The 13468-nt window shown below is 53.4% G+C and carries 15 protein-coding genes and 1 pseudogene; 11 read left to right on the forward strand and 5 right to left on the reverse strand.

Features of this window, described 5'->3' with window-relative positions; translation table 11 throughout:
- From H8Q75_RS04860 to H8Q75_RS04885, 6 genes are all read left to right on the forward strand, one after another.
- A partial coding sequence (locus tag H8Q75_RS04860) for a pyruvate kinase alpha/beta domain-containing protein (RefSeq protein ID WP_297040835.1) occupies positions 1 to 269 on the forward strand: 269 nt, incomplete at its 5' end.
- 40 nt (positions 270 to 309) lie between these two features.
- Positions 310 to 1029 (forward strand): SIMPL domain-containing protein, encoded by a 720-nt coding sequence (locus H8Q75_RS04865; RefSeq protein WP_225871777.1) that lies wholly within the window; start codon positions 310 to 312, stop codon positions 1027 to 1029.
- Positions 1030 to 1038: 9 nt separating this feature from the next.
- A complete protein-coding gene (locus tag H8Q75_RS04870; RefSeq protein ID WP_024124206.1) occupies positions 1039 to 2391 on the forward strand; it encodes a DUF3370 domain-containing protein in 1353 nt (450 codons plus the stop codon).
- 71 nt (positions 2392 to 2462) lie between these two features.
- A complete protein-coding gene (gene moeB / locus H8Q75_RS04875; protein ID WP_024124205.1) occupies positions 2463 to 3635 on the forward strand; it encodes a molybdopterin-synthase adenylyltransferase MoeB in 1173 nt (390 codons plus the stop codon).
- A 162-nt stretch (positions 3636 to 3797) separates the two neighbouring features.
- Positions 3798 to 4265, forward strand: coding sequence for a photosystem I reaction center protein subunit XI (locus tag H8Q75_RS04880; RefSeq protein ID WP_297040836.1), 468 nt, complete (start codon positions 3798 to 3800; stop codon positions 4263 to 4265).
- 50 nt (positions 4266 to 4315) lie between these two features.
- Positions 4316 to 4432 carry a photosystem I reaction center subunit VIII gene (locus H8Q75_RS04885; RefSeq protein WP_011058237.1) on the forward strand — a complete coding sequence of 39 codons (117 nt, stop codon included), beginning with the start codon at positions 4316 to 4318 and terminating at the stop codon, positions 4430 to 4432.
- A gap of 104 nt (positions 4433 to 4536) precedes the next feature.
- On the opposite strand, the gene H8Q75_RS04890 is transcribed toward H8Q75_RS04885, so the two are convergent.
- The 5 genes from H8Q75_RS04890 to H8Q75_RS04910 form a co-directional block, all read right to left on the reverse strand.
- Entirely contained in the window at positions 4537 to 5070 is a 534-nt protein-coding gene (locus tag H8Q75_RS04890; RefSeq protein WP_024124203.1) for a tetratricopeptide repeat protein, read from the reverse strand.
- 125 nt (positions 5071 to 5195) lie between these two features.
- Positions 5196 to 6410: an MlaD family protein gene (locus H8Q75_RS04895; protein WP_051372759.1), complete on the reverse strand. Its 1215-nt coding sequence runs from the start codon at positions 6408 to 6410 to the stop codon at positions 5196 to 5198.
- A gap of 41 nt (positions 6411 to 6451) precedes the next feature.
- Positions 6452 to 8092: an L-aspartate oxidase gene (gene nadB / locus H8Q75_RS04900; RefSeq protein WP_297040837.1), complete on the reverse strand. Its 1641-nt coding sequence runs from the start codon at positions 8090 to 8092 to the stop codon at positions 6452 to 6454.
- Between the two features lie 46 nt (positions 8093 to 8138).
- On the reverse strand, positions 8139 to 8543 hold the full coding sequence (gene psbU, locus H8Q75_RS04905) for a photosystem II complex extrinsic protein PsbU (RefSeq protein WP_024124200.1): 405 nt from the start codon (positions 8541 to 8543) through the stop codon (positions 8139 to 8141).
- A 239-nt stretch (positions 8544 to 8782) separates the two neighbouring features.
- The gene (locus tag H8Q75_RS04910) at positions 8783 to 9982 is read right to left on the reverse strand and encodes an adenylate/guanylate cyclase domain-containing protein (RefSeq protein ID WP_024124199.1); all 1200 of its coding nucleotides are present in this window, start codon (positions 9980 to 9982) and stop codon (positions 8783 to 8785) included.
- Between the two features lie 364 nt (positions 9983 to 10346).
- Here H8Q75_RS04910 and H8Q75_RS04915 point away from each other — a divergent pair, with 364 nt between their 5' ends.
- From H8Q75_RS04915 to H8Q75_RS11950, 5 genes and pseudogenes are all read left to right on the forward strand, one after another.
- Positions 10347 to 10841, forward strand: a complete 495-nt coding sequence (locus H8Q75_RS04915; protein ID WP_024124198.1) for a photosystem I subunit III precursor, plastocyanin (cyt c553) docking protein PsaF — start codon at positions 10347 to 10349, stop codon at positions 10839 to 10841.
- A 37-nt stretch (positions 10842 to 10878) separates the two neighbouring features.
- Complete coding sequence (gene psaJ, locus H8Q75_RS04920; protein ID WP_011058244.1) at positions 10879 to 11004, forward strand: photosystem I reaction center subunit IX; 126 nt, start codon at positions 10879 to 10881, stop codon at positions 11002 to 11004.
- 194 nt (positions 11005 to 11198) lie between these two features.
- A complete protein-coding gene (rplI, locus tag H8Q75_RS04925) occupies positions 11199 to 11657 on the forward strand; it encodes a 50S ribosomal protein L9 (RefSeq protein WP_024124197.1) in 459 nt (152 codons plus the stop codon).
- 14 nt (positions 11658 to 11671) lie between these two features.
- Positions 11672 to 13021, forward strand: a complete 1350-nt coding sequence (gene dnaB, locus H8Q75_RS04930; RefSeq protein WP_024124196.1) for a replicative DNA helicase — start codon at positions 11672 to 11674, stop codon at positions 13019 to 13021.
- Positions 13022 to 13273: 252 nt separating this feature from the next.
- A pseudogene (locus H8Q75_RS11950) lies at positions 13274 to 13468 on the forward strand (N-6 DNA methylase); the annotation flags it as partial.

The raw sequence follows: 13468 nt of genomic DNA on the forward strand, positions 1-13468 counted from the left end.
AACCGATGATTGTCGCCTTTACCGATCGCCCGCGGGTTTATCATTGGATGAATTTGCTCTGGGGTGTGAAGCCAATTCTTTTGGAAACGCTCCCTATGACCTTTGAAGGGATGATTGCCGTGGCCGAAAACCAGCTCAAAAAGCGCCAGATGGTCAGCGAGGGCGATAAAATTTTGATTCTAGGCGGCATTCCTGCCCAAACCCCCCAAGGAACGAATTTTATTAAAATTCATACCATTGGCGCCCAAAGGGGAACAGAATCCCAGTGAGAGGCGGTCTGGAGAGAAACAAGGTCCACGAGAGTTTGTGGTGAGTGCCGCTGTGAAACATCCGTTGACACCTTTTTATACCCTCGGTCTTGCTACTCTGCTGGTTGGGGGAGCTATGGTGATTGCTGAGCAACCTGCTGTGAGTCAAGAAGCCCAACGTATCCTGACGGTCACAGGTCGAGGGACAGAAGCCATTTCAGCAACCTTGGCCCAAGTCAGCCTTGGGGTTGAGGTTCAAGGTCGCACGGCTCAGGAGGTACAGCAGGAGGTGGCGCGGCGAGCCAATGCAGTTTTGGCGGTTTTGCGGGCACGGGAGGTCACTCAACTGCAAACCACAGGGCTGAGTCTCAATCCAAATTATCAATACACCGACAATCAGCGGATACTGGTGGGATATATCGGGCGCAATACCGTGAGTTTTCGCATTGCTAGCGATCGCGTGGGGCCACTCCTTGACGCTGCCGTGCAAGCTGGCGCAACCACGATTGACAATATTAGCTTTACGGCACCAGAGGCCACTATTGCCGCTGCCCAACGCACTGCCCTGCAGCGGGCGACCCAAGATGCCCAAAGCCAAGCCCAAGCAGTGCTGAGTGCCCTCAATCTCCAACCGCGCCAAGTGTTGAGCATTCAAATTAGTCAGGCGGCACCTCCCCCAAAACTCTTCACCGTTCGTGCAGCAACGATGGCCGATAGCACCCCTGTCGTCTCTGGGGAATTGCAGGTGGAGGCGAGTGTAACGCTGCAAATTAGCTACTAGGTCTCGGTGATGGCGATTGATTTCCGCTGGTGGTTGGGGAGCTGCGCGGCACTGGTTGCTATGTCTCCAGGGTTGGCTCAGGGGCCGGCAACGATTGAAAAACCCCAAAAAGTCCTCCCTTTACCGGGGGCCCTCGATCAGGTGCCTGTGTTTAATAGCAATAGCCCAGAGGTGGTACAGCGACCGGGCATCCTTCTTTCTACCTTTCCACCAGAGGGCAAAGGGACTCCCAAGGCCCACTTGAACTTTGCCTTTCGCGATCGCTTTGATATCTTTGTCCACCATATTGCTAAGCCCCTTGACCCGCAGAATCTCACCACCCTCTACCTAGGGATTCTCGCCTACAACCCCAGTTCTGAAGCGGTAACGGTGAACCTGATCTATGCCGCCAGTTACCTGAGTCAACCCGATGCTCCCTTCCGCTCCCTGCCCAGTCAGCAGGCCAATGATCTAGGCCAAATTTTTGCGGGTCCGGGCGATCGCGTCATGCTGGATATTTTGCGACAACGGCGGCAATCGGGCTGGCCAGCACAAATCCGAATTCCCCCACGCAGTTATGCCCTGATTGCCAATTTACCGATTCCTGTGAAGGGGCTAGACCCACCCCTCAATGGCCGTTCGCTGCTGATTCGTGCCCGCAGCAGTGGCAACATTTACCTCGCCAGTTTAGCCCGCTTTGGCAATGAACCGCCGACCCTAGAGCAATGGCAGCAGACCCTAATGACAGGGGAACTCGTCACTCCCCGCGATCGCGCCCCCACCTCCCCCAATCAGGGGGGCCAGATCATCTATGGCCGAGTCGCCGGCGTTGCCCTCGGCTCCCGCTGGCACAATCCCCAACAGCAACCAATTCCCATTCCCACAGGGGGTACCGCCTTGTCCTATCCTATTAGTTCGTTAGTGGCAGGGCGCTTGGGCACAGGACAAGTGCAAACGGCTCCCCTCGTGGTGCGCTATCCGGATACGGCCTATGCTGCCCACGGCAACTATGGGGTTGAATATGATTTAGTGCTGCCCCTCCAAAACACCAGCGATCGCCCCCAGACCGTTCGCCTTGCCCTCCAAACCCCCATCAAGTTCGATGCCCCCGCCCCTGGATTGCAGTTTTTTGCTGAGCCGCCCAACCGTATCTTCTTCCGAGGCAGTGTCCGATTGCGCTTCCGCGATGATCAAAGCACCCCCCAAAGTCGAATCATTCACCTTGTCCAACGCCAAGGACAGCAGGGGGACGATCTTGTGCGGCTCACCCTACAGCCCCAAGAAATCCGCTGGGTACAGTTCACCATGCTCTATCCGCCAGATGCGACACCACCCCAAGTGTTGACAATTGAAACTTTGGCAGATCCCCTGTCGCGCCCCTAAGTAAAATGGAAATCATCCCCTCACCCTTACTGATCGGGTTAGATCAGCCGCATTTTTTATGAAGGGCTACCATGCTAAATCCAGACCTTTCTACGATTGAACTAACGAAAGAGGACTATGAACGCTATTCCCGCCATCTGATTTTGCCGGAGGTGGGTGTCGAGGGTCAAAAACGCCTCAAAGCTGCCAGCGTGCTTTGCATTGGCACCGGTGGATTGGGATCGCCCCTGCTGCTCTATCTCGCCGCTGCGGGTATTGGCCGCCTTGGCATTGTAGATTTTGATGTTGTCGATAATTCCAATTTGCAACGGCAAATCATCCACGGCACCTCCTGGGTGGGCAAGCCCAAAATTGAATCGGCCAAGCACCGCATCCTTGAAATCAATCCCTACTGCCAAGTTGATCTGTACGAAACTCGCTTGAGCGCCGCCAATGCCCTTGAGATTATGGCGGATTATGACATTGTGGTGGATGGCACCGATAACTTCCCCACCCGCTATTTGGTGAACGATGCCTGTGTGCTTCTGAATAAGCCCAATGTCTATGGCTCCATCTTTCGCTTTGAAGGCCAGGCCACAGTCTTTAACTATGAAGGCGGCCCCAACTACCGCGATCTCTACCCGGAACCCCCGCCGCCGGGTCTGGTACCCTCCTGTGCCGAAGGGGGCGTTTTGGGCATCCTACCGGGAATTATTGGGGTCATCCAAGCCACGGAGACCATTAAAATCATTCTTGGTAAAGGCACAACCCTCAGTGGTCGCCTTTTGCTCTTCAATGCCTTAGACATGAAATTCCGTGAACTCAAACTGCGTCCCAACCCCGAGCGACCAGTCATTGACAAGCTGATTGACTACGAAGAATTCTGTGGTATTCGCCAAGCGAAAGCTCAGGAGGCCGCCCAAATGGCAGACATTCCCGAAATGACAGTGCAGGAACTCAAAGCCTTGATGGACAGTGGCGCCCAAGATTACGTTCTTGTGGATGTGCGCAACCCCAATGAGTACGAAATTGCTAGGATTCCCGGCTCTGTTCTTGTTCCCCTATCGGAAATTGAAAATGGCTCGGGTGTGGAAAAAATCCGCAGTTTGGTGAATGGCCATCGCCTTTTGGTGCACTGCAAGATGGGGGGGCGCTCTGCCAAAGCCTTGGGCATCCTCAAACAGGCTGGCATTGAGGGAATCAATATCAAAGGGGGCATCAACGCTTGGAGTCAGGAAGTCGATCCCAGCGTACCCACCTACTAACCCAAGCTCGGGGGCAGGGCAGCGTAAGGGGATGTTGCGATACATGAACTTTCTTGAAGAGAAGCAGGCTGTCTCTCGCGCGATCGCCCGCCCTTGCCTAGAATAACCACTTAGGTCTGTGCCTGTGCGCGGACATGACGGAATGCTAGGGAAATAAAAATCATGGCAGAAGAACTGATTAAGCCATACAATGGCGATCCCTTTGTGGGTCACCTCTCAACACCCATTTCTGACTCTGGCCTCGTGAAGACGTTTATTGGCAACCTACCCGCTTATCGTCAAGGCCTCTCCCCAATTCTGCGGGGCTTGGAAGTGGGTATGGCCCATGGTTACTTCCTCATTGGCCCTTGGGTCAAGCTTGGTCCCCTGCGGGACTCTGATGTAGCCAACCTAGGCGGCTTAATTTCGGGGATCGCCCTCATTTTAATTGCCACGGCTTGCTTAGCGGCCTATGGTCTGGTCAGTTTTCAAAAGGGGGGCAGTAGCAGCGATTCCCTGAAAAGCGGTGAAGGTTGGAGTCAGTTCACGGCTGGCTTCTTTGTGGGTGCCATGGGGGGTGCCTTTGTTGCCTTTTTCCTCCTTGAAAACTTTGCTGTTGTTGATGGCATCATGACTGGCCTCTTTAACTAGAGCCTTGGTCACACTTTGCTTTTGATTACCCAGAAGGAGAACCGCTGATTATGATGGGATCTTATGCTGCATCCTTTTTGCCTTGGATTTTTATTCCCGTGGTCTGTTGGCTAATGCCCACGGTGGTGATGGGGCTGCTGTTTCTTTACATTGAAGGAGAAGCCTAAGCCGAGGGCTAACTTACCCAGATAAATACCAAAGAATTGAGAACTGGTTGGGAAATGTCCTGGCCAGTTTTTTTGCTAACTAGTTTTTGCTTGACTAGGTATCCTCAAGCTGCCGCACCACTGAGTCGTTTTTTCAGAGAATTCACCCGCCGTTGGGCGATCGCGTTGTTGGGGTCGTATTTCAGCGTGTGCTGATAGGCCTCAAGGGCTGGCTGGGGGAGGTTCTTCTTCTCATAGGCGTGACCTAGGTTGTTGGCTGCAGTCACATACGCCGGTTGATTTTTGAGGGCTTCTTTGTACTGGCGAATCGCCAAGTCATACTGCTCTTGCATGAAGTAGGCATAGCCAAGGGCATTGTAGATGGGGGCAAGACAGGTTTCGCCTTCGCTTTCAGCCGCCTTCAGGGCCTTTTGAAACAGGGGAATTGCCTGGCTAGCGAGTTTCTTAGTGAGGTAAATGCTGCCTAGCTCAAAGTATTCTTGGGTAGTGCCCGGTTCTTGCTTGAGTTTCCGTTGGAGGCGTGCCAAGCTAGACTCAATACGGCGGGTTTTAAGAATTTGTTTGACCACAAACCAAGCTGAGACGCCCAGTAGAATAATCAACACACTTAAATAAACCGCAGGTAAGGCATTCTCCATGATTGGTTTTATCCTCAATCAATTCCTTGCAAATTTCGACTTTATGCATTTATTCCTAGGTCTATGATAAACAGCGCTGACCCAGTTCCGCCTAGCAATCTTCCCATTGCCAGTTAGGGAGGACGTTAGGGATCTCTGGAGATAGCTGCTTCCTCTTCGTTTTCTTTAGGAGGTGTTGCAGCCACAGTGGGAATGGGTACAAGCGTTGGCGGCGCAGCTTCAGTTGCCCTTAGGGAGGTGGCATGAAGAGCTAATAATTGCTGCTCAAGGTCTTGGCTTGAGGCCAGCAGGCGCCTGAGGATTTGAATTAAGCGCCGTAAATCGGACTGAAAGGATGGATTGCTGGTTAGTTTAAGGAGGTCATTGGTGAGTTTCTGGGCATTGATGAATGTGGCCCGCGCGGCATCTAAGGTTTGGGCGATCGACAGCATAACGATAGGACTACTTAACGCCCCAGAGACTTTATTGAGATTGGCGGCTGCTTGGGCACCATTTTTAATTAGGGCATCCAAATTCGCTAGCAATTCCCCCTGCTCCAGTTGATTTGTCAGGGGGCGCAGTGCTTTGAGTGTGGTTCTCAACTCTCGGGCAGCACCGTCAATGTTGCGCAAAGTAGAGTTAATTGTATCGCGGTTCACTTCAACGATTTCACTGATTTGGTTGGCTGCACGAGTCACTGCTTGCGAGGCCGTGCCAAAGTTCCGTAGTTCAACACGGGCTTCATTACTGAGGGCGTTGAAGCTATCGAGGGCAGTGGTGACCTTTGTCAGGGATTGATCAGCACGGTTCACAACGCGGGTTGCCCCCAAAATGAGGGTATTGGCGTTGTTGATAAGGCCTGATTCTTCAAGGGCAGTGGTAAAACGAGTTGCGGCTCGCACCAAATCTTCTAGGCTGGCAGTGCGCACCCCGGTCACGCGATCGCCATTGCAGTAAACCACCGCTGGTTGGCACTTGGGGGCAAAGGCGGTGACCTCCTTGGGAATCTCCGGTACCCGCTCCTTGGGGGTAAAGTCCAAGAAGGCCTGACCAAGAAAGCCCGACTGGCGAATCTCCGGTACAGCACTCCGCGGAATCAACACATTATTGATGCGCACACTCACTTGGACACCATTGGCATCAAAACCAATGGCCGTGACTCGTCCCACCTGGACACCCCGATAGCGCACCTGTGTTCCCACTGCTAAGCCCGGTGCTGTGTCCAATTCCACCTCAAGGGTGTAGCTATTGGCACCGGCAAGGTGGCCCCGCAACCAGAGGAGGCCGACCCCCAATGTTGCTAAGCCCGCAAGGATAACCAGGCCCACCAAACTTTCCTGCACACGCCGTGACTGCATCATAGGAATAGATCACCGCAAAAAATTTTTGGAATCTATAGCAACTATAGTTTACTCTGAAGGCCTTGAATTGCTGCTTTTTGCCAGTGTTCTCCCCAAATCAGGGTGTGCATTTGCCAGTTGGGATCGGGTTGGGGGTAGTCTTGGCGGTAGTGACCACCGCGACTTTCCTCACGAAAGAGGGCACTTTTGAGAATTAAATAGGCAATATCCAAGAGATTGCGTAGCTCGCCCCATTCCCAAAGGGTGTCCTGCCCGGCTTGATTGCTGAGGGTGTAGGAGTAATTGGGGTCTAGTTCATGAAAGGCGATCGCAACTGGATGAGCCAGCAATTGTTGGCGCCATTCCTTCACTTGGGAAAGAGCGGCCATCAATGGGGGAGCATCGCGACAAATCCCTGCACTTTGCCACAGGAGTTCCCGCAACTCTTGGCGCCACTGACGAAAGCTCACTGGCTCAATTTCAAGGGATTTCTGGCCAACAGGGAACACTGCCAAGGGAAGGGGCTGAGGATCCAGGTGGGCAAGTTGAGCCGAAAAGACAAAACATTCCAAAAGGGAGTTACTGGCTAGGCGATTGGCACCATGGACACCAGTACTAGCTACTTCGCCAACGGCATAGAGGCCGGGAAGGCTGGTTTTGGCCTGTAAGTCGGTGACGACTCCCCCCATCCAGTAATGGGCTGCCGGAGACACCGGAATGGGTTGCTGCTCAACATCAATGCCCCACTGCCGACAGACAGCAATGATTTTCGGAAAGCGGTGGTGCAGGCGATCGCGGGGAAGGGGTCGTAAGTCTAGCCAGACATGGGGGGCATGGGTGTGCTGAAGGTGACGGTAAATGGCACGACTGACAATATCCCGGGGGGCCAGCTCGCCAGCAGGATGGTAATCCGCTACAAAGCGATGACCTGTGTTGTCAATTAAATGCGCCCCTTCACCCCGTACTGCTTCACTGATGAGAAATCGCGGTGCCCCCTCGACGGCTAGGGCAGTGGGATGAAACTGAAAAAACTCGACATCGCGAATGTGGGCGCCGGCTCGCCAGGCCATTGCCACACCATCGCCAGTACTGAGGGGGGGATTAGTAGTTTGGGCAAACACTTGACCGCCACCCCCCGTAGCGAGAATGACCGCCCCCGAGCGCAGCCACTGGAGCTGTCCCTGATGCAACAGACACACCCCACAGCATCGCCCCGACTCTAGCCACAGATCAAAGACAAAGCTATTGGGCAAAAGCGTGATATGGGGTGCAGCAGTCACCTGTTTGAGCAGTGTCGTAATTAGGGCTTGTCCGGTGGTATCAGCGGCATGGAGTACTCGAGGACGAGAATGGGCAGCTTCGAGGGTCAAAGCCGGGCGATCGCCCGCACGATCAAAGGCGACCCCCATTGCCAACAGGCGCTCCACCTGTGTCGGTGCCTGCTCAACCAAAAACTGGACACTCACTGGATCACAGAGACCAGCCCCCGCAGCAAGGGTATCTTGGGCATGGAGCGAGGGAGAATCCGTAGGATCAATGGCGGCAGCCATACCGCCCTGGGCCCAGCCGCTGGCCGATTGCTGGAGATCGGTTTTTGTGATCAGGCCAACGCGATAGGTGGCAGGAAGGGCAAGGGCAGCGCTGAGACCCGCAGCACCACTGCCAATGATTAAGACATCAAATTCAGAAGTTGCGGGAGTCAACGCTAACCCAAAAGCATGTTATTGCCAATATAGCTAACGAGGCTGACTACTTGTATAGTCCATTATTGTAGCGATCGCCCCCCTCAACGAGAGCCGTTTCCACCTCGGTGACGGTGAAGTGATCCAGGTTTTGGCGCAGAATTTCCTTTTGCCGTTCCGTTAGACCGGGGATGTTGAGGACATCTTCAACGGATTGATAGGGTGCATTTTTAACAATTAATTTAGCCAGAGTTGGATAGAGGCCGCGGTACTGGATGAAGGCGGCAATGTTGGTATTGTTGAGGTCAATTTTTTCGCCATAGGCAGTGCCGAGTTTCTCATCGACCACATTGACCAGTTCTTCCGCGGTGGATGCAGTTGCCGCCAAGGTTGGGGCACTCCAGTTGATCCAGCCCAACAGGCTAACGCCCACAAAGTAAGCCAATGCTAGCCAGCGGCCCAAACGTTGCATAATTCCTTTACCTCCCAAATCTCACAGGTCATTACCAAAAACAGCGGTTCATTAAGAATGAAAGCAAAGAACTGACCACATCGCACAGCCAGCGCAGGCGGCAGTCACCGATCGCCAGCAGGATGACAGAGGCACCTGAGGCATTACACCTACATATAGACCACTGTCTAGGCTGCCCCCTACAGGTGATTCAATCATACCAGACAGAAGCCGTCCCTTCATCGCCTTTTTCAAGGTGTTTAATGTAGGGTGTCTCTGCTTTTGAGGGCTTGGTCAAGGAAGGAATGCAGGTCATCAAAGGTGCCTACATAGGCAGGCACAGGGGCTTCATAGCCCTTCAGATTCAGGACTTGAAGTTGAAATGGCACAGGGGTTGGACAAGATTGCACAAGGTAGTGGTAGGTGGTTGCTCCCATGGCCAAATCAGCGGCAATGGTTTTGGTGGCACTCTCAAGGCGAAAAGCAGCATTAACGGTATCTCCCAAAGCAGTGTAATCTGGGCGATCGCCACTTCCTGTATTGCCCACCATTGCATAGCCCGTATTCAAGCCAGAACCAATGCGCAATGGCCACGGCAAGGGATATTGCTGGTGCAGTTCTCCCGTCATGAGCCGTAAATCCTCTAAGGCAGAGAGGGTGTGGCAAATTTCTTGACAGCCAATCTCCTCGCTTTCGTGGATCCAAACTGCCATTACCGCATCCCCGATGTACTTGTCCACCCAGCTACCATATTGCCGAATAATTTCCCCTGCCCGATGAAACCACGTGCCAATGAGTTCCGACAGCAGCTCCTCTTCTAACTGCCGTGTGAGTTTCGTAAAGTCACGAATATCCACGACCAGAACCGTCAATAGGCGGCGGACATGGAGAAGGGCCGTGGAGGAGCCTTCGGATTGCAGCAAAGACAAAGCGGCATTGTCGGCAAACAGGGGGGCAAAGGGTTCATTAAAAAAGTCGAGTTCCGTTTGGCCAAAGGTAATGCGATCGCCATTGTGCAGGGCAACGGGAATGCTGACGCGGCGACCGTTGACAAACGTGCCATTGCGACTGCCGAGATCAATGAGATAAAACTCCCCCTGTCCGAGGCGCTGAATCATGGCATGGTTCCGTGACATCCAGCGATCGCTGAGGACAATGGAATTGTCTTCACTGCGGCCAATTGTCCAGCAGTTCCCCCCCGTTAAGGGAAAATAACAAACCGTGTCCTCGCTCACCAGCGCTAGATGAGGTTCTGGAGGGGCCGGCGCTCCCGGATGAAGGACCTCAGGGACCCCGGGAATTTGCAAGAGGGCATGGCGCAGTTGATTAATAATTTGCTGCTGACGCAAAATAATCGCCACTAATTGTTGGGGAGGTAAGGTCTCTAGAATCTTCTTCTCAGGCAAGTCAAACGTCGGGTCAGCATCCATGGGGGGCAAGGCAGGAGAAAAATGTTGCATACCAATTCTTCATAGGTGCTAAAACCAAAAGCCGCTCATCTTGGGTTGCTTTTCCCCGACTAGACCGACGCGCAAATGCTTGAAAGCTTTAGCTTATAAGGCATGAATCCAATTTAGCAAAGGGGCTGGGGTTATCTCAATAGGAATAAGCCTTGACGCTGCTGCCTGAGATTACTGTGGGATCGCTGGCATTGATAGAGCGATCGCCAGAGGAAGCATTAGTCACTATTTGCCCTCGTAAAAATTATTAACCTTTCCCCTAGGGTTGGGTTGAGGCCCATCCGCTAAAATGATGGCAGCTTTGGGAGGGATTGCTCTCTCCGCGAATGCACTTTGACCTGTCTGCATTTGAGGACAACACTCCATGCGTCGATTGTTAGCCCTACTCCTTGTTTTGACCCTGTGGCTAGGCTTTACCCCCCTAGCTTCTGCTGACGTGGCCGGACTCGTTCCTTGCAAAGATTCCCCGGCATTTCAAAAGCGGGCCGCTGCTGCCGTCAATACCACCGCTGATCCCGCCTCCGGCCAAAAACGGTTTGAGCGCTACAGCCAGGCCCTCTGTGGCCAAGATGGCTTGCCCCACCTTGTTGTGGATGGTCGCCTCAGCCGCGCCGGTGATTTTCTGATTCCCAGTGCGCTGTTCCTGTATATTGCCGGCTGGATTGGCTGGGTGGGTCGCGCCTACTTAATTGCCGTGCGCAACAGCGGTGAGGCCAACGAAAAAGAAATCATTATTGATGTCCCCCTTGCCATTAAATTTATGCTTACGGGGTTTGCCTGGCCTTTGGCCGCCCTCAAGGAGCTGGCAGCGGGTGAACTCACCGCCAAAGACAATGAAATCACTGTTTCTCCTCGCTAACTTCACTGCCGTTGACTGTGATGAAGGACAACGTACCATGAAACATTTTTTGACCTATCTTTCTACTGCGCCCGTGCTGGCCGCCATTTGGATGACGATTACCGCTGGGATTTTGATTGAATTTAATCGCTTCTATCCCGACTTGCTCTTCCATCCCCTCTAAGTGAACCCTTAACTTTTGAACAAACTCGGTCCAAGGGTGGAACAGTGTTCTGCCCTTTTTTTGTCGCGATCGCGCAGTGCACCCTAGGTGTTCGCCCCCGAAGACTATAAAATAGTTGTTTGTCCTAAAATAGCAGCCGTAGCCACTAGCGCTGACGCTTGCTGTTAATCCGTATACACTGAAAGAGGATCCCCATGGCAAAGCGGGTGCAAGTTGTCTTGAATGAAACCGTCAATAAACTCGGGCGAATGGGTCAAGTCGTCGAAGTCGCCCCCGGCTATGCCCGTAACTACCTATTTCCGAGGGGGATTGCCGAGCCAGCAACCCCCAGTGCCCTACGGCGGGTAGAGCGGCTCCAAGAAAAGGAACGGCAGCGCCTTGCTGAACTCAAGGTCGTTGCTGAAAAACAAAAAGCCACCCTGGAAAAACTGGCCACTATTACCATCTCCATGCCTGCGGGTGAAAAAGATATGCTCTTTGGCAGTGTCACGCCCAAGGATGTGGCCGAGGCAATCCAGGCCATCACGGGCGAAACCGTTGACCGTCGTGACATAGTTCTGCCGGAAATTCGTAAATTGGGCACCTATGCCGCTGAAATCAAGCTCCATCCCGAAGTGAGTGTCAAACTCAATATTCAAGTTGTTCCCGACTAGGGCGAACCTATCTAATGGTTCAGGAGCCGAGTTTTCAGCTTGATAGTGAACTGATTCCCCCCCAGAACCTCGAAGCCGAAGAGTGGATTTTGGGGGGTATTCTCTTAGATCCGGAAGCCATCAACCGGGTGGTGGATATTTTGCCGGTTGAGGCTTTTTACCTCAGGGCCCACCGCGAGATCTATCGGGCGATGGTTTCTCTCCACAGCCGCGGCAGCCCTACGGATCTGCTGTGTGTCACTGCTTGGCTACAGGATCAAGAGCTATTAGAGAAAGTGGGTGGACAGGCCAAACTGGCAGAATTAGTAGAACGGACGGTCAGTGCCATTAACATTGATCGTTACGCCCTCTTGGTCAAAGAAAAGTATCTGCGCCGCAAACTCATTGAAGCGGGCAACCAAGTGGTCAAGCTAGGCTACGATACCAGCCTTTCGTTGAATACCATTTTGGATCGCGCTGAACAGCAAATCTTTAGCGTTACCCAGGATCGTATTCAGCAGGGATTGACACGCACCGATGAGATTCTTACCCGTACCTTCGCGGAATTGGAGCAGCGGGCGATCGGCAATATTCAGCCGGGTTTATTCTGCAATTTTTATGACCTGGACAACCTGACCCAAGGCTTCCAGCGATCGGACTTGATTATCATTGCGGGGCGCCCTTCTATGGGCAAGACGGCGATCGCCCTGCAAATTGCCCGCCGCATTGCTGAAATTCACAATCTGGGGGTGGCCATCTACAGCCTTGAAATGTCTAAGGAACAACTGGTGCAACGGCTCCTGGCCAGTGAAGCCCGCATTGACAGCAACTATTTACGGGCGGGGCGCATCAGCCAACACCAGTGGGAACCCCTGAGTCGGGCGATCGGGATTCTCTCGCAACTGCCCATCTACATTGACGACACCCCAAATCCCACCCTTGGGGAAATTCGCTCCACTGCCCGCCGACTCCATGCCGAGCATCCCAATGGTCTCGGCCTCATTTTGATTGACTACCTGCAACTGATGGGCGGCGAAGAAACCAGTGAAGGCCGCGTCCAAGAACTCTCCAAAATTACCCGCTCCCTCAAGGCCCTGGCGCGGGAACTCAATGTTCCCGTCATTGCCCTTTCTCAACTCAGCCGCAGCGTTGAATCGCGGCAAAACAAGCGTCCCCTGATGTCGGACCTGCGGGAATCGGGATCGATTGAACAGGATGCTGACCTCGTCATTTTGCTGTACCGCGATGATTATTACAATCCCGACACCCCCGATCGCGGGATTTGTGAGCTGTTGATTGCCAAACACCGCAATGGCCCTGTGGGCACAGTGAAGCTGCTGTTTGACCCTCAATACACCCGCTTTGAAAACCTTGCCCGCGATTAGTCAAGGGGGCACAGTGTTCTGCTTTTTCCTCACCGAGGTTCGGGATCAATGGGATTGACGCCTACCTATGCTGGGGGCAAGTTCCGATCGCGCCAGCTCATCACCGAGGAGATTCCTGCCCGCATGGCGGCTGACGCCGCTTACCAAAATGCCCGCAAGAATTCCGACAAGCAGAACGCCCGCATCGAGCACGACAGGGCGCTTCAGCGGGTGATACTCGCGCTGCTCCAAGATGACTCCGAGCTGTTTAAGCAGTTCAGTGATAACGAACATGGCGACTCGCTGCTGAACGAATGGCCGATTCTGCGCGAGGAGAACCCGGCCAAGAAGATCGAATTCGACGCGGTGGTGGCCAATCCGCCATTCAGCTACCACTGGGAACCTGCCGAAACCAAGGTGGATGATTTTCGCTTCAAGGGGTATGGGCTAGCCCCCAAATCAGCGGCG

It is taken from the genome of Thermosynechococcus sp. OHK43, assembly GCF_014466085.1.
Classification (GTDB): domain Bacteria; phylum Cyanobacteriota; class Cyanobacteriia; order Thermosynechococcales; family Thermosynechococcaceae; genus Thermosynechococcus.

Bases quoted from the DNA above. Each gene is read 5' to 3' on its own strand.
- H8Q75_RS04915 (WP_024124198.1), top strand. From the start codon at position 10,347: ATGCGTCGATTGTTAGCCCTACTCCTTGTTTTGACCCTGTGGCTAGGC.
- H8Q75_RS04895 (WP_051372759.1), bottom strand. From the start codon at position 6,410: ATGATGCAGTCACGGCGTGTGCAGGAAAGTTTGGTGGGCCTGGTTATC.
- H8Q75_RS04885 (WP_011058237.1), top strand. From the start codon at position 4,316: ATGATGGGATCTTATGCTGCATCCTTTTTGCCTTGGATTTTTATTCCC.
- psbU (WP_024124200.1), bottom strand. From the start codon at position 8,543: ATGCAACGTTTGGGCCGCTGGCTAGCATTGGCTTACTTTGTGGGCGTT.
- H8Q75_RS04910 (WP_024124199.1), bottom strand. From the start codon at position 9,982: ATGCAACATTTTTCTCCTGCCTTGCCCCCCATGGATGCTGACCCGACG.
- psaJ (WP_011058244.1), top strand. From the start codon at position 10,879: ATGAAACATTTTTTGACCTATCTTTCTACTGCGCCCGTGCTGGCCGCC.
- H8Q75_RS04880 (WP_297040836.1), top strand. From the start codon at position 3,798: ATGGCAGAAGAACTGATTAAGCCATACAATGGCGATCCCTTTGTGGGT.
- H8Q75_RS04890 (WP_024124203.1), bottom strand. From the start codon at position 5,070: ATGGAGAATGCCTTACCTGCGGTTTATTTAAGTGTGTTGATTATTCTA.
- dnaB (WP_024124196.1), top strand. From the start codon at position 11,672: ATGGTTCAGGAGCCGAGTTTTCAGCTTGATAGTGAACTGATTCCCCCC.
- rplI (WP_024124197.1), top strand. From the start codon at position 11,199: ATGGCAAAGCGGGTGCAAGTTGTCTTGAATGAAACCGTCAATAAACTC.
- moeB (WP_024124205.1), top strand. From the start codon at position 2,463: ATGCTAAATCCAGACCTTTCTACGATTGAACTAACGAAAGAGGACTAT.
- H8Q75_RS04870 (WP_024124206.1), top strand. From the start codon at position 1,039: ATGGCGATTGATTTCCGCTGGTGGTTGGGGAGCTGCGCGGCACTGGTT.